Annotated in this window: 15 protein-coding genes; 7 read left to right on the plus strand and 8 right to left on the minus strand. The window is 69.7% G+C overall.

Annotated features, from left to right (window positions below; all coding sequences use genetic code 11):
- Positions 1 to 52: 52 nt before the first annotated feature.
- Complete coding sequence (secA, locus tag ACFWFI_RS25915) at positions 53 to 2,878, minus strand: preprotein translocase subunit SecA (RefSeq protein WP_387394536.1); 2,826 nt, start codon at positions 2,876 to 2,878, stop codon at positions 53 to 55.
- A 240-nt stretch (positions 2,879 to 3,118) separates the two neighbouring features.
- Here secA and ACFWFI_RS25920 point away from each other — a divergent pair, with 240 nt between their 5' ends.
- Both ACFWFI_RS25920 and ACFWFI_RS25925 read left to right on the plus strand, forming a co-directional pair.
- Positions 3,119 to 3,709 carry a GNAT family N-acetyltransferase gene (locus ACFWFI_RS25920; RefSeq protein ID WP_387394538.1) on the plus strand — a complete coding sequence of 197 codons (591 nt, stop codon included), beginning with the start codon at positions 3,119 to 3,121 and terminating at the stop codon, positions 3,707 to 3,709.
- A 10-nt stretch (positions 3,710 to 3,719) separates the two neighbouring features.
- Positions 3,720 to 4,895 (plus strand): winged helix-turn-helix domain-containing protein, encoded by a 1,176-nt coding sequence (locus ACFWFI_RS25925; RefSeq protein ID WP_387394540.1) that lies wholly within the window; start codon positions 3,720 to 3,722, stop codon positions 4,893 to 4,895.
- A 23-nt stretch (positions 4,896 to 4,918) separates the two neighbouring features.
- Here ACFWFI_RS25925 and ACFWFI_RS25930 read toward each other — a convergent pair whose 3' ends face one another.
- The 7 genes from ACFWFI_RS25930 to mtnA form a co-directional block, all read right to left on the minus strand.
- Positions 4,919 to 5,671, minus strand: coding sequence for a response regulator (locus tag ACFWFI_RS25930; protein ID WP_387394542.1), 753 nt, complete (start codon positions 5,669 to 5,671; stop codon positions 4,919 to 4,921).
- Positions 5,672 to 5,845: 174 nt separating this feature from the next.
- Complete coding sequence (hpf, locus tag ACFWFI_RS25935) at positions 5,846 to 6,535, minus strand: ribosome hibernation-promoting factor, HPF/YfiA family (RefSeq protein ID WP_387394544.1); 690 nt, start codon at positions 6,533 to 6,535, stop codon at positions 5,846 to 5,848.
- 329 nt (positions 6,536 to 6,864) lie between these two features.
- Complete coding sequence (locus ACFWFI_RS25940) at positions 6,865 to 7,584, minus strand: ComF family protein (protein ID WP_387394546.1); 720 nt, start codon at positions 7,582 to 7,584, stop codon at positions 6,865 to 6,867.
- A 126-nt stretch (positions 7,585 to 7,710) separates the two neighbouring features.
- Positions 7,711 to 9,576 (minus strand): LpqB family beta-propeller domain-containing protein, encoded by a 1,866-nt coding sequence (locus tag ACFWFI_RS25945; RefSeq protein ID WP_387394548.1) that lies wholly within the window; start codon positions 9,574 to 9,576, stop codon positions 7,711 to 7,713.
- The gene (gene mtrB, locus ACFWFI_RS25950) at positions 9,566 to 11,599 is read right to left on the minus strand and encodes an MtrAB system histidine kinase MtrB (protein WP_387394550.1); all 2,034 of its coding nucleotides are present in this window, start codon (positions 11,597 to 11,599) and stop codon (positions 9,566 to 9,568) included. The genes ACFWFI_RS25945 and mtrB overlap by 11 nt, the downstream gene beginning before the upstream one ends.
- 1 nt (position 11,600) lies before the next feature.
- The gene (gene mtrA / locus ACFWFI_RS25955) at positions 11,601 to 12,290 is read right to left on the minus strand and encodes a two-component system response regulator MtrA (RefSeq protein ID WP_187281934.1); all 690 of its coding nucleotides are present in this window, start codon (positions 12,288 to 12,290) and stop codon (positions 11,601 to 11,603) included.
- A 4-nt stretch (positions 12,291 to 12,294) separates the two neighbouring features.
- Complete coding sequence (gene mtnA, locus ACFWFI_RS25960; RefSeq protein WP_387394552.1) at positions 12,295 to 13,443, minus strand: S-methyl-5-thioribose-1-phosphate isomerase; 1,149 nt, start codon at positions 13,441 to 13,443, stop codon at positions 12,295 to 12,297.
- Positions 13,444 to 13,583: 140 nt separating this feature from the next.
- Between mtnA and ACFWFI_RS25965 the strand changes: the two genes are divergently transcribed.
- From ACFWFI_RS25965 to ACFWFI_RS25985, 5 genes are read left to right on the plus strand one after another with little or no spacing between them, the layout of a single operon-like run.
- A complete protein-coding gene (locus tag ACFWFI_RS25965; RefSeq protein ID WP_387394554.1) occupies positions 13,584 to 14,783 on the plus strand; it encodes a glycerophosphoryl diester phosphodiesterase membrane domain-containing protein in 1,200 nt (399 codons plus the stop codon).
- 4 nt (positions 14,784 to 14,787) lie between these two features.
- Entirely contained in the window at positions 14,788 to 15,480 is a 693-nt protein-coding gene (locus ACFWFI_RS25970) for a DUF4129 domain-containing protein (protein WP_387394556.1), read from the plus strand.
- Positions 15,477 to 16,712 (plus strand): DUF4350 domain-containing protein, encoded by a 1,236-nt coding sequence (locus tag ACFWFI_RS25975; protein WP_387394558.1) that lies wholly within the window; start codon positions 15,477 to 15,479, stop codon positions 16,710 to 16,712. Before ACFWFI_RS25970 ends, ACFWFI_RS25975 begins: the two co-directional genes overlap by 4 nt.
- Entirely contained in the window at positions 16,709 to 17,728 is a 1,020-nt protein-coding gene (locus ACFWFI_RS25980; RefSeq protein ID WP_387394560.1) for an AAA family ATPase, read from the plus strand. Before ACFWFI_RS25975 ends, ACFWFI_RS25980 begins: the two co-directional genes overlap by 4 nt.
- 10 nt (positions 17,729 to 17,738) lie before the next feature.
- Positions 17,739 to 19,052 (plus strand): DUF58 domain-containing protein, encoded by a 1,314-nt coding sequence (locus tag ACFWFI_RS25985; RefSeq protein WP_387394562.1) that lies wholly within the window; start codon positions 17,739 to 17,741, stop codon positions 19,050 to 19,052.
- Positions 19,053 to 19,401: the final 349 nt, after the last annotated feature.

A 19,401-nucleotide genomic window follows, 5' to 3' on the forward strand; every position in this document is an offset into this window, starting at 1 on the left:
CCCGGACACCGTCATGGTGTCCGGGCCAGGCGCGTCTCAGACGGACCGCGCGCTACTTCTTACGACGCCGGCCACCCGTGCTCTTCTGTGCCTTGCGGCGCTCCGCACGCGTCATCCCGTCCGCCTCGGACCGCGCACCGTCACCGTTGGAGAAGTCGCCCTCGACGACGCCGCCCTCCCCGTCCACGGTGGGGGCGGAGAAGTGCAGCCGGTCCGGACGCTGCGGCGCGTCCAGGCCCTTGGCCCGGATCTCCGGACGCCCGCCCGCGGCGGCCGCCACCGGCGCGTCCTGCTTCTCGAGCGAGGGGCGCTCCGCACCCTCCTGCACCGGGACCTCCTCGACCTGCTGCTCGACCTGGACCTCCAGGTTGAACAGGTAGCCGACGGACTCCTCCTTGATGCCCTCCATCATGGCGTTGAACATGTCGAAGCCCTCGCGCTGGTACTCGACCAGCGGGTCCTTCTGCGCCATGGCCCGCAGGCCGATGCCCTCCTGGAGGTAGTCCATCTCGTAGAGGTGCTCACGCCACTTGCGGTCCAGGACGGACAGGACCACGCGCCGCTCCAGCTCGCGCATGATGTCCGAGCCGAGCGTCTTCTCGCGCTCCGCGTACTGCTCGTGGATGTCGTCCTTGACGGACTCGGCGATGAAGTCGGCGGTCACGCCGGCCAGGTCGCCCGCGGCCTCCTCGAGCTCCTCGACCGTGACCTTCACCGGGTAGAGCTGCTTGAAGGCGCCCCACAGCCGGTCGAGGTCCCACTCCTCGGCGAAGCCCTCGGCCGTCTCCTGGCGGATGTAGTCGTCGATCGTGTCGTCCATGAAGTGGCGGATCTGGTCCTGCAGATCCTCACCTTCCAGGACGCGGCGGCGCTCACCGTAGATGACCTCGCGCTGCCGGTTGAGCACCTCGTCGTACTTCAGGACGTTCTTACGCGTCTCGAAGTTCTGCTGCTCGACCTGCGACTGCGCGGAGGCGATCGCCCGCGTCACCATCTTGTTCTCGATGGGCACGTCGTCGGGGACGTTCGCCATCGACATGACGCGCTCGACCATCTGCGCCTTGAACAGCCGCATCAGGTCGTCGCCCAGCGACAGGTAGAACCGGGACTCACCCGGGTCGCCCTGACGGCCGGAACGACCTCGCAGCTGATTGTCGATACGCCGCGACTCGTGCCGCTCGGTGCCCAGGACGTAGAGCCCGCCGAGCTCCTTGACCTCGTCGTGCTCGGCCTTGACGGCCTGCTCGGCCTTCTCCAGTGCCGCGGGCAGCGCGGCCGCCCACTGCTCGACGTGCTCGACCGGGTCGAGTCCGCGCTGACGCAGGTCCGCCTCGGCCAGGTCGTCGGGGTTGCCGCCCAGCTTGATGTCCGTACCGCGGCCGGCCATGTTCGTCGCGACCGTGACGGCGCCCTTGCGGCCGGCCTGGGCGATGATCGGCGCTTCCCGGTCGTGCTGCTTGGCGTTGAGGACCTCGTGCTGCACACCGCGCTTCGACAACTGCTGCGAGAGGTACTCGGACTTCTCGACGGAGGTCGTGCCGACCAGGATCGGCTGCCCCTTCTCGTGCTTCTCGGCGATGTCGTCGACGACCGCGGCGAACTTCGCGACCTCGGTGCGGTAGATCAGGTCCGACTGGTCGGCGCGGACCATGGGCCTGTTCGTCGGGATCGGCACGACGCCGAGCTTGTAGATCTGGTGGAACTCGGCGGCCTCGGTCATCGCCGTACCGGTCATGCCGGAGAGCTTGCCGTACAGGCGGAAGAAGTTCTGCAGGGTGATCGTGGCGAGCGTCTGGTTCTCGTCCTTGATGTCCACCCCTTCCTTCGCCTCGATGGCCTGGTGCATGCCCTCGTTGTAACGGCGGCCGGCGAGGATACGGCCGGTGTGCTCGTCGACGATCATGACTTCGCCGTCGATGACGACGTAGTCCTTGTCCTTCTTGAAGAGTTCCTTGGCCTTGATCGCGTTGTTCAGGTAACCGACGAGCGGGGTGTTCACCGACTCGTAGAGGTTGTCGATCCCGAGCCAGTCCTCGACCTTGGAGACACCCGGCTCGTGGATGGCCACGGTCCGCTTCTTCTCGTCGACCTCGTAGTCGCCGGTCTCCTCGATGCCCTTCAGCGGGTTGCCCGCCTCACCCCTGGTGAGACGCGTGACCAGCTTGGCGAAGTCGCCGTACCACTTGGTGGCCTGGTCGGCCGGGCCGGAGATGATCAGCGGCGTACGGGCCTCGTCGACGAGGATCGAGTCGACCTCGTCGACGATGGCGAAGTTGTGGCCGCGCTGGACGAGCTCGTCCTGGGACCACGCCATGTTGTCGCGGAGGTAGTCGAAACCGAACTCGTTGTTCGTGCCGTACGTGATGTCGCAGGCGTACTGCTCACGGCGCTGGGCCGGAGTCATGTTGGCGATGATGCAGCCGACCTCGAGACCGAGGAACTTGTGCACCCGTCCCATCATCTCGGAGTCGCGCTCGGCCAGGTAGTCGTTGACCGTGATCAGGTGCACGCCCTCGCCGGAGAGCGCGTTGAGATACGCGGGCAGGGTACCGACGAGGGTCTTGCCCTCACCGGTCTTCATCTCGGCCACATAGCCGAGGTGCAGGGCGGCACCGCCCATCATCTGGACGTCGTAGTGGCGCTGTCCGAGGACGCGCTTCGCGGCCTCACGGACGGTCGCGAACGCTTCGGGAAGCAGGTCGTCCAGGCTCTCGCCGTCCGCGTACCGTTCCTTGTACTCGTCGGTGAGCGCCCGCAGCTCGGCGTCGGAGAGGTTGACGAAGTCCTCTTCGATGGAGCTGACCTGGTCCGCGATGCGGTGCAGTTTGCGCAGGATCTTGCCTTCGCCTGCACGCATGAGCTTGTTGAAGACGGACACTGAGGCTGGTCTCCTTGCCGGTCGGGCCTGGCACTGGGTCGTGTTATGGACTCTGGCGCGGGCACGGCAGGTAGGCCCCACCGCAACGGCCATCGTAAGCGAGGACCCCGCCGCGCCGGGAGGGCTGCTGCCGCGTTGCCCTCGCCGCACCCTTCCAGGACAACGGCCGGGAGGTACGGAAGGTGCCGGGAAGCCCCAAAAGTGCTCGCATCCCGCGCACCGGATCACCAGAATCCGTGCATGGAGCCGATCACTCTCACCACCGAACGCCTGCTCCTGCGCCCCTTCGGGCCGCAGGACGCCGACGCCTCGTACCTCGCCTGCCAGGATCCCGACATCCAGCGCTGGACGGTCATTCCCTCCCCGTACACCCGTGCCGACGCGGAGCTCTGGACGGAAAAGCTGTCACCCGCGGGCTGGCAGGAGGACACGATGTACAACTTCGCCGTCGTGCGGCGGGGCGGCGGACCGCTCGTCGGGGCGCTCGGCGTCAACCGCTGCAGCCTGCCCGGCACGTACGAGGTGGGCTTCTGGACGGCGAAGGAGCACCGTGGCACCGGCTACACGACGGAGGCGGTGCTCGCGGCGGCCCGCTGGGCGTTCACGGCCCTCGCCGCGGACCGCCTCGAATGGAGGGCGGAGATCGGCAACACCCCGTCCCGGGCGGTCGCCCTGCGTGCCGGCTTCCGCATGGAGGGTGAGCAGAGGTCGGCGCTGTTCAACAAGGGGATACGGCGTGACACCTGGACCGGCGCACTGCTCCCGGCCGATCTGGGGCTGCCCGGCACCCATCCTCATCGGCCGGCCCCGGATGTCAGTGGCGCGCTCTAGGGTTCGACGCATGACGTCTGCGCCGCCGCCCGTTCTGGAACTCTCCGCCGACCAGGCACGCCGTATCGCCCTGCGCGCCCAGGGCCTCCTCGGTGCTCCGGACCGCCGGGGAGGGGTCCCGGGCGTGCTGCGCCGTCTCGGAGCCGTCCAGCTCGACACCATCTCGGTCCTGGCCAGGTCGCACGAGCTCGTGCCGTATGCCCGTCTCGGCGCGCTCGGCCGCCGCGCGGTCGACGACGCCTACTGGTCGGGGGGCCGGTCGTTCGAGTACTGGTCGCATGCCGCGTGCATCCTCCCGGTCGAGGAGTGGCCGCACTTCGCGTTCCGCCGCCGCGCCTACCGGTCCCGGCCGCACTGGAACCACGACCTGCCCGACGGGGCGTACGAGACGGTGATCAAGCAACTGCGCGCCGAGGGCCCGCTGACTGCCACCGAGCTGGGCGGCGCGAAGAACGGCGGCGAGTGGTGGGACTGGTCCGCGTCGAAGGTCGCCGTCGAGCGTGCCCTGATGTACGGCGAGGTGGTGTGCACCGAGCGGCGCGGCTGGAAGCGGGTCTACGACCTGGCCGAGCGCGCGATCCCGGACGCGGTGCTCCACGACGACCTGGACGACGCGGAGTGCCTGCGCCGGCTGGTGGCTCTGGCCGGTCAGTCGCTGGGCGTCGGCACCCGGGCGGACATCGCCGACTACCACCGCCTCAAGGCCGAGCAGTTCGACGCGGTCGTGGCGGACTCCGGGCTGGTCCCGGTGTCGGTGCGGGGCTGGGCGAAGCCCGCCTGGGCACACCCCGAGGCCCTGGCCTCGGAGCCGCGTGGACGGCACCGTACGACGCTGCTGTCTCCGTTCGACTCACTGATCTGGGAACGGGCGCGCACGGAGCGGATCTTCGGATTCACCCATCGCCTGGAGGCGTACGTCCCCCGGCCCAAGCGGATCCACGGCTACTTCGCGATGCCACTGCTCGCGGGGGGCATGCTGCGGGGCCGGGTCGACCCGGCCAGGGAAGGGGCCACGCTGGTCGCCCGCCAGGTCTCCCTGGACAGCGGGAAGTCCGTGACGCAGATGGCCGAGGCCCTCGTGGAGGCGGCGTCCTGGGTCGGCTGCACGGACGTACGGCTGGAGCGCGTCGACGCGCCGGAGCTGCGCGAGCCGCTCATGGCGGAAATCGCCCGCGTCCTTCCGTAGACGCCGGGCGGGCCGCGCCTCCGTTACCTGATCTCGAGGATCTTCTCCCGCATGGCATAGACCACCGCTTCCATCCGGGAGTGCAGCTGGAGCTTCTCCAGGATATTGCGGACGTGGTTCTTCACCGTGTTCTCGGAAATGAACAATTCCTTGGCGATATCACGGTTGTTCATGCCCGTGGCCACGAGCTTGAGCACTTCGAGCTCACGCTCGGTGAGGCGCGGCGCGGGTACGAGCCGACGCTCGTCGGTGCGCTGGATCATCGACTTGAACTCGGTGAGGAGTTTGGAGGCCATCGACGGGCTGATCTGTGACTGCCCGTCCGCCACCGCGCGAATGGCCGTGGCCACCTCGTCGGTCGAGATCTCCTTGAGCAGGTAGCCGGTGGCACCCGCCTTGATCGCCTCGTAGAGGTCGGCCTCCTCGTCGCTGATCGTCAGCATGATGATCTTCGCGCTGGGGGCCACCTCCTTGATGGAGGTGCACGCTTCGATGCCGCCGCGCTTGGGCATCCGTACGTCCATCAGCACGATGTCGGGCAGCAGGTCCGCCGCCTTGTCGACCGCCTCCGCACCGTCCCCCGCCTCTCCGACGACCTGGATGTCCTCCTCCTGCGCGAGGACGATCTCCAGGCCTCTGCGGAAGAGCGCGTGGTCGTCAACCACAAGAACCCTGATGGGCTCCTTGCGGGAGCTGTCGCCGTCCGCAACGGAATCCGCACCGGCAGCGCTGTCGGCATCGTTCGTCCCGCGCACGGGCCCGAAGGTGTCCGCCATCGTTCCTCCCCCTGAAGCCACTGCCTGAGGTCACAGGCTGCCCGCCAACGCCAGTGCGCAGAGCACTGATTGGCCTGGAACGCCCATGATTTCATGCTTGGCCGCCGAAGCGGTGCCCCTGAGGTCGCACAGACGCTTCCAGGGGCACCGCGTACCGGCTGTGACTGGTGGGTGTCAGCCGCCGAGCGCGCCGCCCGCGCCGCCCGCCTCGTCGGAGGCCAGCGGGTCGGTCCTCAGGTGGATGACGCCGTAGTCGTATGCGTGCCGCCGGTAGACGACACTGGGCTCCTTGGTCTCGGAGTCGACGAACAGGTAGAAGTCGTGCCCGACCAACTCCATCTCGTAGAGCGCCTGGTCGAGTGTCATCGGCGCTGCGACGTGCGTCTTCTCGCGCACCACGAGCGGCCCTTCGCCCTGGACCTCGAGCGAACCGATCCTGGTGGTGGGCACGGACGGGGTGGTCTCCTCGGGGACCAGCTCACCGTCCCCGTTGAAGGAGGCGGCGCCGGGCACGACCTCCGCCACCTCGGACGCCGACAGCCGGCCGTTACCGCGCCTGCTGTAGCGCTTGTCGTGCTCCTTGCGCAGCCTCGCATCCAGCTTGTCGGTGGCCAGGTCCAGCGCTGCGTACGGGTCGCCTGCCGCCGCTTCCGCCCGGATGACCGGCCCACGCGAGCGGAGCGTGATCTCCACCCTTGCCGCACGGTCGGCCTGACGGGGATTCGGCTCCTTGGACACCTCGACGTCGAGGCTGATCACCTTGCCGTCGAACTTCTGGATCTTGTCCAGCTTCAGCTTCTCGGCCACGTGCTTGCGGAACCGCTCGGGCACCTCGGTCTTGCGGCCCTTGACGACGATGTCCACGCAGAACTCCGTTCCCGGATCGCTCCGCTTCGGCGGCGGAGCATCTCCCTTTTGCACCAGGCTCCGGTGATCGCCGGAGCCGCGGACTCGGTGGCTGTCACCTCCTCCTCCCCCATCGGCAGGGTCTCCACCCCACCGATTTCCATGCTTCTGGCGTACCGGTGAGTTACCTGCCCGAAACCTGGTGGCGCATTCATCGAGGTGCGGAATTCACCGTCCCTCACAACCGAACATAGCCTGCCCACCACTGTGTCGGCACCCGCTACTCACGCGTACCTCCGATCAGGGCCCTTTTCCCACTCACTACCTGCAACGATGCAAGTTATCTGTCAGTTCCGGTTTATTTCGAAAGCAGTCGGAGAAGCTGCGACTACTGCGGCCCGGAGTCCTCCCGTCCTGCCACTGCCTTCGCAGCTCGCGGCGCGGACCGCGCGTGCCGCCTCCGCCAGCGAGGACCCCGTCGTCAGCAGGTCGTCCACCAGCACGATCCGACCCCCGTCGAGCAGCCTCCGGCCACCGTCCGCGACAAGGAGCGCGCCCGCCAGATTCGTCTGCCGCTCCCGGGCTCCCAGCCCCGCCTGGTCCGCCACCGCACGCCTCTGCCGGAGGACGGCGAGCACTCGGGCCCGCGTGCCCCCGCGTCGCAGCTCGGCCGCGGCCGCGGCCGCGATCCTGCGCGCCGGATCATGCCCACGCCGTGCCGTGGCCCGCCGCGCCGACGGCACGGGCACCAGGAGCAGTGGACCCTCGTCGCCCGCATGCCCCGTTCCGGCCCGCACAGCGGCCGCCAGCGCCCCGCCGAGTGCCCCGGCCAGGCCGAGTGCCCCTCGCTCCTTGTGGGCGAGCAGCATCGCGCGTACGGCGTTCTCGTACGGCGCCGCAGCATGGACCACGGGGAGCCCCGCGGGCTCGGGCGCAGGTCTCACACGGCGCGGCGTGGCCGCCAGCCCGGCGGCGCACACCTCGCACAGCTCCGTCCGCGGACTGCCGCAGCCCCCACAGGCCACCGGCAGCACCAGCCCCGCGATCTCCCGCCACCAACCCCGCACAAATCCCACTGTGCAACGCCGGCGGACATCCGGCCATCCCTGTGGAAAACCCCTGTGGACAACCGGGAGATCCGCACCTGCGGACGGCGCGGACTGCCCTGGCGGGCACCTGGTGTGCCCCTCCGATCAGCCCGGGTAGACCAGCGACGAGCCGTCCTTGAGGACCGTCTGCCAGTTGTCCCCCGGCGACAGCTTCACTATCCCGTCGCTCTCGGTGTCCGCCATCAGCGGCAACTGCTCGTCGTCGGCAGCCGCGACCGCCGTCACCTGGTTCACGCCCGGCAGTACTCCGGAGGCCGAGGTGGACCCGTCGGCCTGCACGTAACGCACCTGCTGCACACCGCCCTCCTCCTTGCCGACCACCACGAGACGGCTGCGGCCCGACCAGGAGACAGCCGTCACGTCGGCCAGCTGGGGTGCGGCCTGGCGCAGGTCCTCCACCGATACCTGCTCGGTCTCCCCCGAGCCGTGCCGCTCGACCCGGCCGATGTTCAGCGTCGTGTGCCCGTCCCTCGAAACCCGCAAGGCGATCCGGACCCCGTCGGCCGACATCCGCAGGGCCTCGATCCGCCCGCCGTTCAAGCCGGGTACCGAGACTTCCTGAGGTTCTCCGGCACCGTCCACGAGACGCAGCAGCCTGGGATCCGACGGATCGCGGTCGGCGACCCACAGATCACCCTTGCCGTCCCAGCTCGGTGCCGACAGCCGGTCGGCGGCCTTCCTCGCCCGACTGGTCACCACGGCGGCTGCCGGCTCGCTCTCCTCGGCGATGGAGGACACGTAGAGATGCTGCTGATTCGCCGAGACCGCGGCAGCCTGCTGTTCGTCCCGGGCCACGCCCACGGCGCTCATGGCCACCGTCCCGCTGCCCAGCGGACCGATCACAGGCTCCGGATCACCGCTGCCCTTACTGCTCCCGGGGATGCGCTGCACATGCCCCTTGTCGTCGACGAAGTACTGACTGTCCGGGCCGTCCAAACCCTTGTCCGAGGCGAACTCCTCGGCCTCGTCGGCCCCGAGGGAGCACAGCGGACCACGCTCACCCTGCAGCTCCACCTGCCCCACCCGCGCGGACGTCAGGTCCCGCAGCGTGAAGAGCACCTGGGCGGCCATCATCCGGCAGGCACCCGGTCCGGCCTTGTCGGCCTTCTTGTTGAGCGGCACCTTCAGCACGTTCTGGTCGTCCGGAGCCAGCGAGGTGACCCCTGACTTCAGCGCCGTACCGGCGGGGAAGCGCGAGTCGACCACCGGCCGCAGCCAGTTCGAAGGGCCTTCCAGCAGCGTCCGCACCGTCTGCGTGGCCGTGTCCATCCGCGTGACGGGATCCGTGCGGTTCCGTACATAGACGGGGTCGGCGACAAGTGCGGACTCGACGTCCGTCCGCCCGGCGGCGAAGTAGTACTTGTTCACGGACCGGTAGAGGCGCTTGAAGTCGGACTGCCCGAGCACCAGGCCGTCCGGCACGATGTCGATGCGCCATTCCTGCTTGCCGTCCGTCCCCTTCTCGCGGACCAGATGAAGCATCTGGGAGTACTCGGACGGGGCCAGGGGCCGGTAGGAGCTCTGCGCGTCGACCGCCGCGACCTGCTCGCCGGTCAGCGTGTAGGTGGTCTCGGTGGTCCTGCGTTCCTTGTCGTGGATCGTGGGCCCGTTGCGGTTGGGCGCCTTCGCGAGCACCGTGGTGCCCTCGCTCGGCTGCCAGGTGCGGGCCGCCTCCGCCGTCAGATATTTGCGGGTCGTCCGGAAATCGGGGTCGTCGCTGGTCATCGACTCCAGGAAGCCGTCGACGACCTCGATGGGCGCGGCACCCTCCCTCGGCGGCACGGCGTACACCTGGACCTGGGAATCACCCGGTTGCGAGGCGTCGACCGCCTTCACGTCGCCGGTGACCGGCATCGCTCCGCACCCGGCGAGCACCACCACACCGCAGCCGAGCAGCGCGGACAACCGCACCGCCCGGCCGTAGACGCCCCGACGGCGGTCAGTGTCCACGAGTCGTGTCCTCCTGCTCCGGATCCTGCGTCTCTGGGCCGGTGCCCGCGTCCGGCCGGTCCCCGGCCTGACGCGACACCACGCGTGCCCCGCTGCCCGGCAGTGCCGCCGGATGGACCGACGCCGGCGTTCGCGACACCGCCGGCCCGTGCGTCGGCACGCCCAGATGGGAACGCCCCGTGGAACCTGTCTGGGTCGGTACGGACATCAGCCTGTGATCGCTCGCCGCCGGCGCCGCCTCCGCACGCTCGCGGTCCTCCCGGTTGCGCCGGGAGTCCTCCGGTTCCAGCGGTATCGGCGATCCACGCAGCGGCTCGTCCGCCGTACGCGGCAGGGTCAGCCGGAACTGAGACCCTCCGCCGGGCTCGCCCCAGGCCTGCAGCCAGCCTCCGTGCAGCCGGGCGTCCTCGACGGCGATCGACAGCCCCAGGCCGGTGCCGCCGGTGGTGCGGGCACGTGCCGGGTCCGCCCGCCAGAAGCGATTGAAGACCCGGGTGGCCTCGCCCGGTTTGAGCCCCACGCCGTAGTCCCTGACCGCCACGGCCACGGCCCCCTGCGCGACGCCCATCCGCACGATGACGTCCCGGCCCTCGCCGTGCTCGACCGCGTTGACGACGAGATTGCGCAGGACCCGCTCCACACGGCGCGCGTCGGCTTCCGCGACCACGGGCTGTTCGTCACCCACCACCCGGATCCGGGTGCCCTTGCGCTCCGCCAGCGGCTCGGCGCCACCGATCACCCGCCGGACGACCGTGCGCAGATCTATCGGTTCCGCTTCCAGCGCCGCGGCCCCCGCGTCGAACCTGCTGATCTCCAGCAGATCGGACAGGAGCGACTCGAAGCGGTCGAGCTGGTCTCCCAGCAGCTCCGCGGACCGGGCCGTGACCGGGTCGAAGTCGACGCGCGCCTCGTGGATGACATCGGCGGCCATCCGCACGGTCGTCAGCGGGGTGCGCAGCTCATGGCTGACGTCCGAGACGAAACGCCGCTGCATGCGGGAGAGCTCCTCCAGCTGCTGGATCTTCAGCTGCAGGTTCTGCGCCATCTTGTTGAAGGCCTCACCGAGGCGTGCGATGTCGTCCTCACCGGTGACCTTCATCCGCTCCTGGAGCCGGCCCGCGGAAAGTCTCTCGGCGATCCCTGCCGCCATCCGTACGGGCGTGACGACCTGGCGCACCACGAACCAGGCGATGGCCCCGAGCAGCACGACCACGAACAGACCGGCCGTGGCCAGTGTCGTCGTGACCAGGGTCAGCGACTTCTCCTCCTGCGTGAGCGGGAAGAGGTAGTACAGCTCGTACGGATTGTGGTCGACGTCGTAGAGCCTCTTGCCGACGACGAGCCCGGGCTCCGGATCCTTGCCGTACGAGTACCGGATCAGCGAGTACGTCTGGAAGGCACCTGCCCCCTTGCCGACGTCGTCCCGCAGCCTCTGCGGGATGCTGGACGCCTCCACGCTGCCCGAGCCGCGTGGAGCGCGGCTGGTGGTGCCGTGCCCGACGGAGTCGGCGCTGAGCGCCACCACGTTGAACGCGTTCGTACCACCGCTGGCCAGCTGGTCGACGAGCTCCGTGCGCCATGAGGTGTTGGCCGTCATGCCGTCGGCGCTCTCCTCGCTCTGGTCTCCAGGGACCAGAGGCGCGTTCGCGTTCGTCTGGGCGGCCGCGAAACCGCCGGCCGCCTGTGTCTGTGCGGCCTTGCCCTTCGCCTCGAGCAGGCCGTTCCTGACCTGCCCGATCACGACGAAGCCGAGGAGCAGCACCACCGCGATCGACATCAGCAGCGTTCCCGCCACGACGCGCAGCTGCAGATTGCGCCGCCACAGCCGGACAGCCGGCAGCAGCGGCCCGCGGATCCACCGCATCAGCAGCCGCGGCACGGGGCCGCCGGGCGTCCGGTCGCGGAACAACCGGCCGCCCAGCGGGACCCTGCCGAAACGGGAAGTACTCCGCACCGGACCGGCAGCCCGCTCCGTACGGGCCCCGGGCACCCCGGGTGGCGGAGCAGCGCTGCCCAGGGTCATGTCAGCTCGGTCCGGCCTTGTAACCGACACCACGGACGGTCACGACGATCTCCGGCCGCTCCGGGTCCTTCTCCACCTTCGAGCGAAGCCGCTGGACATGCACGTTCACCAGACGGGTGTCGGCGGCGTGGCGATAGCCCCACACCTGCTCGAGCAGCACTTCACGGGTGAAGACCTGCCACGGCTTGCGGGCGAGAGCCACCAGCAGGTCGAACTCCAGCGGGGTGAGGGCGATGGACTGCCCCTCCCGCTTCACCGAGTGACCGGCGACATCGATGACCAGGTCCCCGATCGCCAGCTGTTCCGGCGCGGGCTCTTCGGACCTCCGCAAACGCGCCCTGATCCGGGCAACCAACTCCTTCGGTTTGAACGGCTTGACGATGTAGTCGTCGGCCCCGGATTCCAGGCCCACCACTACATCCACCGTGTCGCTCTTGGCAGTGAGCATGACGATCGGCACACCGGACTCGGCCCTGATCAGCCGGCAGACCTCGATGCCGTCCCGTCCGGGCAGCATGAGGTCCAACAGCACCAGGTCCGGCTTGGCCTCACGAAAAGCAGCCAGTGCCTTGTCGCCGTCCGCTACGAACGACGGCTCGAAACCTTCTCCACGCAGCACAATGCCGAGCATCTCGGCCAGTGCGGTGTCGTCGTCGACGACAAGGACGCGTCCCTTCATAAACGACATCATCCCATTAGCTAATCGTTACCTGCGATGACCTGGCACACAGCTCTGCCAGTCCGACCCCCGTGACCGGGGAAATGACGCCCTCCTCCGTGACGATCGCCGTGACCAGTTCGGGCGGCGTGATGTCGAATGCGGGGTTGTACGCCTTGGCTCCCGGGGGTGCGACGGCAGTCCTGCCACCCTCGTCTCCGGCCGGAACACCCGGTTCCGATGTGAACTCCGTCACTTCGGTCGCGGAGCGCTGCTCCACGACGATCGATGTACCGTCCACCGTCTCCAGATCGACCGTGGTCGTCGGCGCAACAACGAGGAACGGCACATGGTGGTACTTCGCGAGCACCGCCAACGGATAGCTCCCCACCTTGTTGGCCACCGAGCCGTCCGCGGCAATGCGGTCCGCCCCGATGAGTACGGCATCCACCTCCCCCGCCGCAAACAGCGAACCCGCCGCGTTGTCCGTGAGCAAGCTGTACGGCATCCCGTTCCGATCCGCCTCGTAGGCCGTGAGGCGGGCACCCTGGAGCAGCGGCCGGGTCTCGTCCACCCACAGCTGCCGCAGGCAGCCCTCCCGGTGCGCCCTCAGAGCGACCGCGAAGGCGGTCCCCGCACCGCCGGACACGAGTGCCCCGGTATTGCAGTGGGTCAACAACCGGTGCCCGCCTCCTGCCGGCAGGAGTTCCGCCAGCAGTTCCAGACCGTACTGCGCCATCCGCCCACTGGCCGCCGCATCCTCCTGATGCAGAGCCCGCGCCTCGGCGAGGGCCACCGCGGCGGCCGTCTCCGGGCCGGACCCGCTCTCGACGGCCGCCTGGTACTTCCGCGCCACCCGACGCGCCCCGTACCCGAGATTCACCGCGGTGGGCCGCGCATGCTCCAGCAGCTTCGCGGCCTGAGCCACGTCCTCGCCCTGGGCGGCTGCCAGCGCCACCCCGTAGCCCCCGGCGATACCCAGCAGGGGCGCCCCCCGTACCGCCAGCGTCCGGATCGCCCGCACCAGCGCGGGCACATCGGCACACACCAGCTCGGCCTCCTCGGCGGGCAGCCGCGTCTGGTCGAGGAGCACCACCGCAGAACCTTCCGGAGACTCGTCCCATCGGAGTACGGAGAGAGCCGGAGGCTCGATACCCACCGGCGTTTGCGCGTCCTGATCAGCCATCTGCCCAGTCTGCCCGCTGAACCGCCCGCACACGAAGGCAAGAAGGAGATACGGCGCCAGACCCGCACCGGACCAACGCGTGGCACGATGGCTGGCAACCTGCCGCCCCGATGAGCGGGCAGGACTGTGAAGGAGCGACGATGAACGACTCTCCGGGCTGGGCCTCGCCCGGATCCGCCCCCTCCGACGGCCAGGAGACGGGCATCCCCAAGCCCTCCTCGCCCGTTGACGGAAGCGGACAGTGGTCTCCCGCACAGCCGCCTCCGGGGCAGTGGTCCCCACCGAGCGCCCCCGGTAACGGCCCAGGCGCGCCACCGCCCGCTCCGGGCTGGGGCGGCATGCCCCAAGGCCCCGGATGGGGCCGCCCGCCCATGGCCGCGAAGCCGGGCGTCATTCCGCTCCGCCCCCTGGGTGTCGGCGAAATCCTCGACGGCGCGGTGTCCACCATGCGCACCCACTGGCGCACGGTCCTCGGCATCAGCCTCACCGTCTCCGTGATCGCCGAGATCGTGATCATTCTCGTGCAGCGCTACCTCCTGCCCGAGCAGGAATCGGTCGACCCGAACGCGACCGGCGCTGAGGCCCTCCGCCAGGCCACCGACTCGGCGCAGTCGCAGCTGATCACCAGCGCCCCGAGCACGCTCATCGCGATGATCGCCACACTCATCACCACCTCGGTCCTCACCGTGGTGATCAGCCGCTCCGTGCTGGGCCGTGGTGTGACGCTCTCCGAGGCGTGGTCCGAGGCCCGCCCCCGGCTTCTTCCTCTGCTCGGGCTCACCCTTCTGCTGAGCCTGATGAGCGCCGGGATCATGGCAGTGGGGCTGCTTCCGGGCCTGGCCCTGGGCGACGGTGCGGGCGGGCGCGCGCTGACCTTCCTCGGCCTCCTCGCCGCCTTTGTGGTCGTTCTCTGGCTGATGATCCGCTTCACGCTCGCAGCGCCGGCGCTGATGCTGGAACGGCAGCCCGTACTCACCTCGCTGCGCCGGTCCGCCAAGCTGGTCAGGGGCAACTGGTGGCGGACCTTCGGCATTCTGGCGCTCACCTACCTGCTGGTGATCATCCTGACCTTGATCATCACGATCCCGTTCGGCATCATCGCGGTGACGGTGGACAGCGGCGGCCTGAGCGAGTTCCTCAACAGCCGCTCGACAGACTTCGGCTGGCCCTTCCTGATCGTCACAGGCATCGGCGACGTGATCATCTCGACGCTCGCCTACCCCTTCACGGCGGGAGTGATGGCCCTGCTCTACGTCGACCAGCGCATCCGCCGCGAGGCCCTCGACCTGGACCTCGCCCGGGCCGCCGGCGTGCCCGGCTACGACACCCCCAGGAGCTGATGCGGTGACGGGGGCGGGGGGCACCACCGCGGCAGCACGACTCATCCGGGCGGGCGAGGACATACCCGTGGACACCCCACGCGTCCCCGCCCGTGAAGCGGCGCAGGACGAGCTGTCCGACCCGATGTACCACCAACACGATCCGAACCTTCTCGAACGCGGCCTCGACCGCTTCTGGGACTGGATCGGCGACCTCTTCGCCGGCGCCGCCGGGGCTGCCCCCGGCGGCCCGCTCGGCCTCGTCGTACTCGTCCTGGCCCTCGTCGGCCTGGGCGCCGCCCTGTGGTGGAGGCTCGGCACACCACGGCGCACCGTCCGCTCTCCGGAGACCCTCTTCGGCACCACCACCCGCAGCGCGGCCGACCACCGCACCGCGGCCGCCGCACACGCCGAAGCCCGGCGCTGGACCGAAGCCGTCCAGGAACGGATGCGCGCCCTCGTACGCTCCCTGGAGGACCGGGCCGTACTCGACCCACGCCCCGGCCGCACCGCGGACGAGGCCGCCGCCGAGGCGGGCCGGCTGATGTCCGCGCACGCCGACCGGCTCCGCACGGCCGCCAGGGTCTTCGACGACGTCACATACGGTGGCCGCACCGCCGACGAGGCCGCGTACCTGACTCTGTGCACGCTCGACCTGGATCTCGAGGCCGCCAAGCCCTTGCTGACCACCGGCACAGCCCTGGGGGCCACCGGATGACCGCCACCGCGGCCGTTCCCACCACCTCGGAATCCCGTACCCCTCAGCAGATCTGGCAGCGTGTCAGGGGACTGCTGCTCGCCGTCCTCATCCTCGTCGTCGCCGGGGTCGCCCTTGCCGCCGTTCGCTCCGGTGATCAGCACGGCCGTCTCGATCCCCGCTCCGCAGACCCCTACGGAAGCCGCGCCGTCGCCGAACTCCTCAAGGACCGCGGTGTATCCGTCGACGTCGTCACCACCCTCGACGAGGCTGCCGGTGCGCCAGGCGCCGACACCACCCTGCTCGTCGTCGGCCCCAACATGCTCACCGCTCACCAGCAACAGCGCCTCCACACGGCGACCGCCGACTCCGCAGGCCGTACCGTCCTCATCGCCCCTGGCGGCCCTTCCGTGGCCCGCCTCGCCCCCGGCGTACGCCCGGAAGCGCATGGGCCTGTGACCGCACGTCCCCCACGCTGCGAACTCCCCGCAGCCCGCACCGCGGGAAGCGCCGACATCGGTGGGATCCAATACGCGACGGACGCGCGGGACGCCATCGCCTGCTACCCGGACAACGGCCTCGCCCCCCTCCTTGTCCTGCCGGGACACGGAGCCGGCGACACCGTGCTGCTCGGCTCCCCCGACATCCTCCACAACGACCGTCTCGACCAGCAGGGCAATGCCTCGCTGGGGATGCAACTCCTCGGCTCCCGCCCACATCTCGTCTGGTACCTCCCCTCGCTCGATGATCCTTCCGCCGCCGAAGGCGAAGGCGGGCCGGGCAGCCGGGACGACAGCGGTGACGGAGGAGCCGAAGGAGAGAACGGCTTCATCGGCCTCATCCCCCAGGGATGGCTCTGGGGCACCCTCCAACTCGCCCTCGCCGCTGCCCTCGCCGCCATCTGGCGTGGCCGCCGCTTCGGCCCCCTGGTCACCGAGCGGCTACCGGTGGCCATCCGGGCCTCCGAATCCACCGAAGGACGGGCCCGCCTCTACCGCAAGGCGGACGCCCGCGACCGCGCCGCCGCAGTGCTGCGTTCCGCCGCTCGGGCCCGCATCTCCCCTCTCCTCGGTGTGACCGCCCGTGACGCCGATTCCCCCGCTGTGCTCCTGCCTGCCGTCACCGCACGACTCAGCACCCCCGGCAGCGACCCCGGCGCCCTCCTCTTCGGCCCGGCTCCGGCCGACGACGCAGCGCTAGTCCTTCTGACCGAGCAACTCGACGCCCTCGAAAGAGAGGTACGCACCTCATGAGCGCCCCGACACCGGAGACCACCGAGCTTGCGGCAACCGCAGAGCCCTCCGTGGTCCCCGCGAACTCCGACAGCGCCCGCGCATCCCTGGAAGCTCTGCGTTCCGAGATCGCAAAGGCCGTTGTCGGCCAGGACCCGGCCGTCACCGGACTGGTCGTCGCGCTCCTCTGCCGGGGCCATGTACTTCTGGAAGGCGTGCCCGGAGTCGCAAAGACCCTCCTGGTCCGCGCACTTGCCGCGTCCCTCGAACTGGACACCAAGCGCGTCCAGTTCACCCCTGACCTGATGCCGAGCGATGTCACGGGCTCGCTCGTCTACGACGCCCGCACCGCCGAATTCTCCTTCCAGCCCGGCCCGGTGTTCACCAATCTCCTGCTCGCCGACGAGATCAACCGCACTCCTCCCAAGACGCAGTCCTCCCTTCTTGAGGCGATGGAAGAGCGTCAGGTCACCATCGACGGGTCTCCCCGACCACTGCCCGACCCCTTCCTGGTCGCGGCCACCCAGAACCCCGTCGAGTACGAGGGCACCTACCCACTGCCCGAGGCCCAGCTGGACCGCTTCCTCCTCAAGCTGACCGTGCCCCTCCCCTCACGCGAGGACGAGATCAATGTGCTCACTCGCCACGCGAACGGGTTCAACCCTCGCGACCTGAAGGCAGCGGGCATACGGCCCGTGGCCGGCCCCGCCGACCTCGAAGCTGCACGCGTAGCCGTCGCCAAGACCTCGGTCTCCCCCGAGATCGCCGCCTATGTCGTGGATATCTGCCGTGCCACGCGTGAATCCCCCTCACTCAACCTGGGCGCCTCCCCCCGAGGCGCTACGGCGCTGCTCTCCACCGCACGGGCATGGGCCTGGCTCACAGGCCGGGACTATGTCATCCCGGACGATGTGAAAGCCCTCGCTCTACCCACGCTTCGTCATCGCATACAGCTGCGGCCGGAAGCGGAGATGGAGGGAGTCACCGCCGACTCCGTCATCACCGCTGTCCTCGCCCACGTCCCCGTCCCCCGGTGAGGCGGTGACCATGGCCCTCACCGGACGGGCCGCCCTGGTGGCGGCCTTGGGGTCACTCCCCGTAGGCATCCTGGCCCCGAGCTGGACGGGCATGCTCGCGGTCAATGTCCCGCTCTCATTGGCAATTGTGTGCGACTACGCCCTGGCCGCGCCAGTGCGCAGGCTGCAGTTCACCCGATCCGGTGATACATCCGTTCGACTCGGCGACACGGCGGCAGTGCAACTCACAGTGACCAATCCTTCCCGGCGCCGACTCCGCGCCCACCTCCGCGACGCCTGGCCCCCCAGCAGCTGGGCCTCGGAGAGCGAACAGGCTTCGTCCCGGCACCAGTTCGCCGTACCTGCCGGGGAGCGCCGCCGCCTCACCACGCTCCTCCGTCCGTCGCGGCGTGGAGACCGCCAGGCCGACCGCGTCACCGTCCGGTCGTTCGGCCCCCTCGGTCTCGCGGCCCGCCAGGGCCACCACCGTGTGCCCTGGACCGTCCGGGTTCTGCCTCCCTTCACGAGCCGGAAGCATCTGCCCTCACGGCTCGCACGGCTGCGCGAACTGGACGGCCGGACCAGTGTGCTCACCCGCGGAGAAGGCACGGAGTTCGACAGCTTGCGCGCCTACGTTGCGGGAGACGACACCCGCTCGATCGACTGGCGGGCCACCGCGCGCCAGTCTGCGGTCGCTGTGCGCACCTGGCGCCCCGAGCGTGACCGCCACATCCTCGTCGTCCTCGACACCGGGCGCACCTCTGCAGGCCGGGTGGGCGATGTACCGCGGCTCGACGCCGCCATGGACGCGACCCTGCTCCTCACAGCCCTTGCCACCCGCGCCGGCGACCGTGTGAACCTGATCGCGTACGACCGTCGTGTCCGAGCCCAGGTGCAGGGCAGGACCGCGAAAGGGGATGTGCTGTCGACGCTCGTCGGTACTCTCGCCACCCTTGAGCCCGAACTCGTGGAGACCGACGCGCGTGGTCTCAGCACAGCCGCACTGGCAAACGCTCCTCGTGGCTCCCTGATCGTCCTGCTCACGACTCTGGACGCCGCTCCTATCGAAGAAGGCCTCCTGCCGGTCCTCCCGCAGCTCACCCAGCGCCACACGGTGCTGGTCGCAGCTGTCGCGGACCCCCACGTCGAGGCGATGGCCCGAGCGCGGGGCACAGTGGACGCGATCTACGAGGCCGCTGCCGGCACTCAGGCGCAGGCCCAGCGCCGCCGCACCGCGGACCAGCTCCGACGTCATGGCGTCACGGTCGTCGATGCCGCGCCCGACGACCTCGCACCTGCACTGGCTGACGCCTACCTCACGCTGAAAGCGGCCGGCCGGCTGTAGAGGGCGGGGGCGGGCGGTGAGGGCGTCCAGGTCATCGACGAAGATCGTGTGCATGGCGTGGCCGGTGTGCCATGGTTCCTGCTCGACGGCCAGCGCCCGATGCGCCACGAGCTCCCACACGGCCTCCGCGCCGCTCGCGATGAAAGTCGGCGGAGTGGAGAACGGTCGCCGGCTACCAGGCCACCGCTTGCCGCATGGTCACGCCAATCCCGGCGAATCCCCCTCCAGAGGCTTTGTCCCCGGAGCTCTGACATGGGTCGTGAACGCAGAAAAGCCCCGTGCCACAAGGGCACGGGGCTTTCCCGGAATAATTGTTCGGCGGCGTCCTACTCTCCCACAGGGTCCCCCC

It is taken from the genome of Streptomyces sp. NPDC060209 (assembly GCF_042728155.1).
GTDB lineage: Bacteria > Actinomycetota > Actinomycetes > Streptomycetales > Streptomycetaceae > Streptomyces.

Excerpts from the sequence above, each read along its gene's own strand:
- ACFWFI_RS25980 (WP_387394560.1), top strand. The coding sequence starts at position 16,709 with ATGAGCGCCCCGACACCGGAGACCACCGAGCTTGCGGCAACCGCAGAG.
- ACFWFI_RS25975 (WP_387394558.1), top strand. The coding sequence starts at position 15,477 with ATGACCGCCACCGCGGCCGTTCCCACCACCTCGGAATCCCGTACCCCT.
- ACFWFI_RS25925 (WP_387394540.1), top strand. The coding sequence starts at position 3,720 with ATGACGTCTGCGCCGCCGCCCGTTCTGGAACTCTCCGCCGACCAGGCA.
- mtrA (WP_187281934.1), bottom strand. The coding sequence starts at position 12,290 with ATGATGTCGTTTATGAAGGGACGCGTCCTTGTCGTCGACGACGACACC.
- mtrB (WP_387394550.1), bottom strand. The coding sequence starts at position 11,599 with ATGACCCTGGGCAGCGCTGCTCCGCCACCCGGGGTGCCCGGGGCCCGT.
- ACFWFI_RS25985 (WP_387394562.1), top strand. The coding sequence starts at position 17,739 with ATGGCCCTCACCGGACGGGCCGCCCTGGTGGCGGCCTTGGGGTCACTC.
- mtnA (WP_387394552.1), bottom strand. The coding sequence starts at position 13,443 with ATGGCTGATCAGGACGCGCAAACGCCGGTGGGTATCGAGCCTCCGGCT.
- ACFWFI_RS25965 (WP_387394554.1), top strand. The coding sequence starts at position 13,584 with ATGAACGACTCTCCGGGCTGGGCCTCGCCCGGATCCGCCCCCTCCGAC.
- ACFWFI_RS25930 (WP_387394542.1), bottom strand. The coding sequence starts at position 5,671 with ATGGCGGACACCTTCGGGCCCGTGCGCGGGACGAACGATGCCGACAGC.
- ACFWFI_RS25920 (WP_387394538.1), top strand. The coding sequence starts at position 3,119 with ATGGAGCCGATCACTCTCACCACCGAACGCCTGCTCCTGCGCCCCTTC.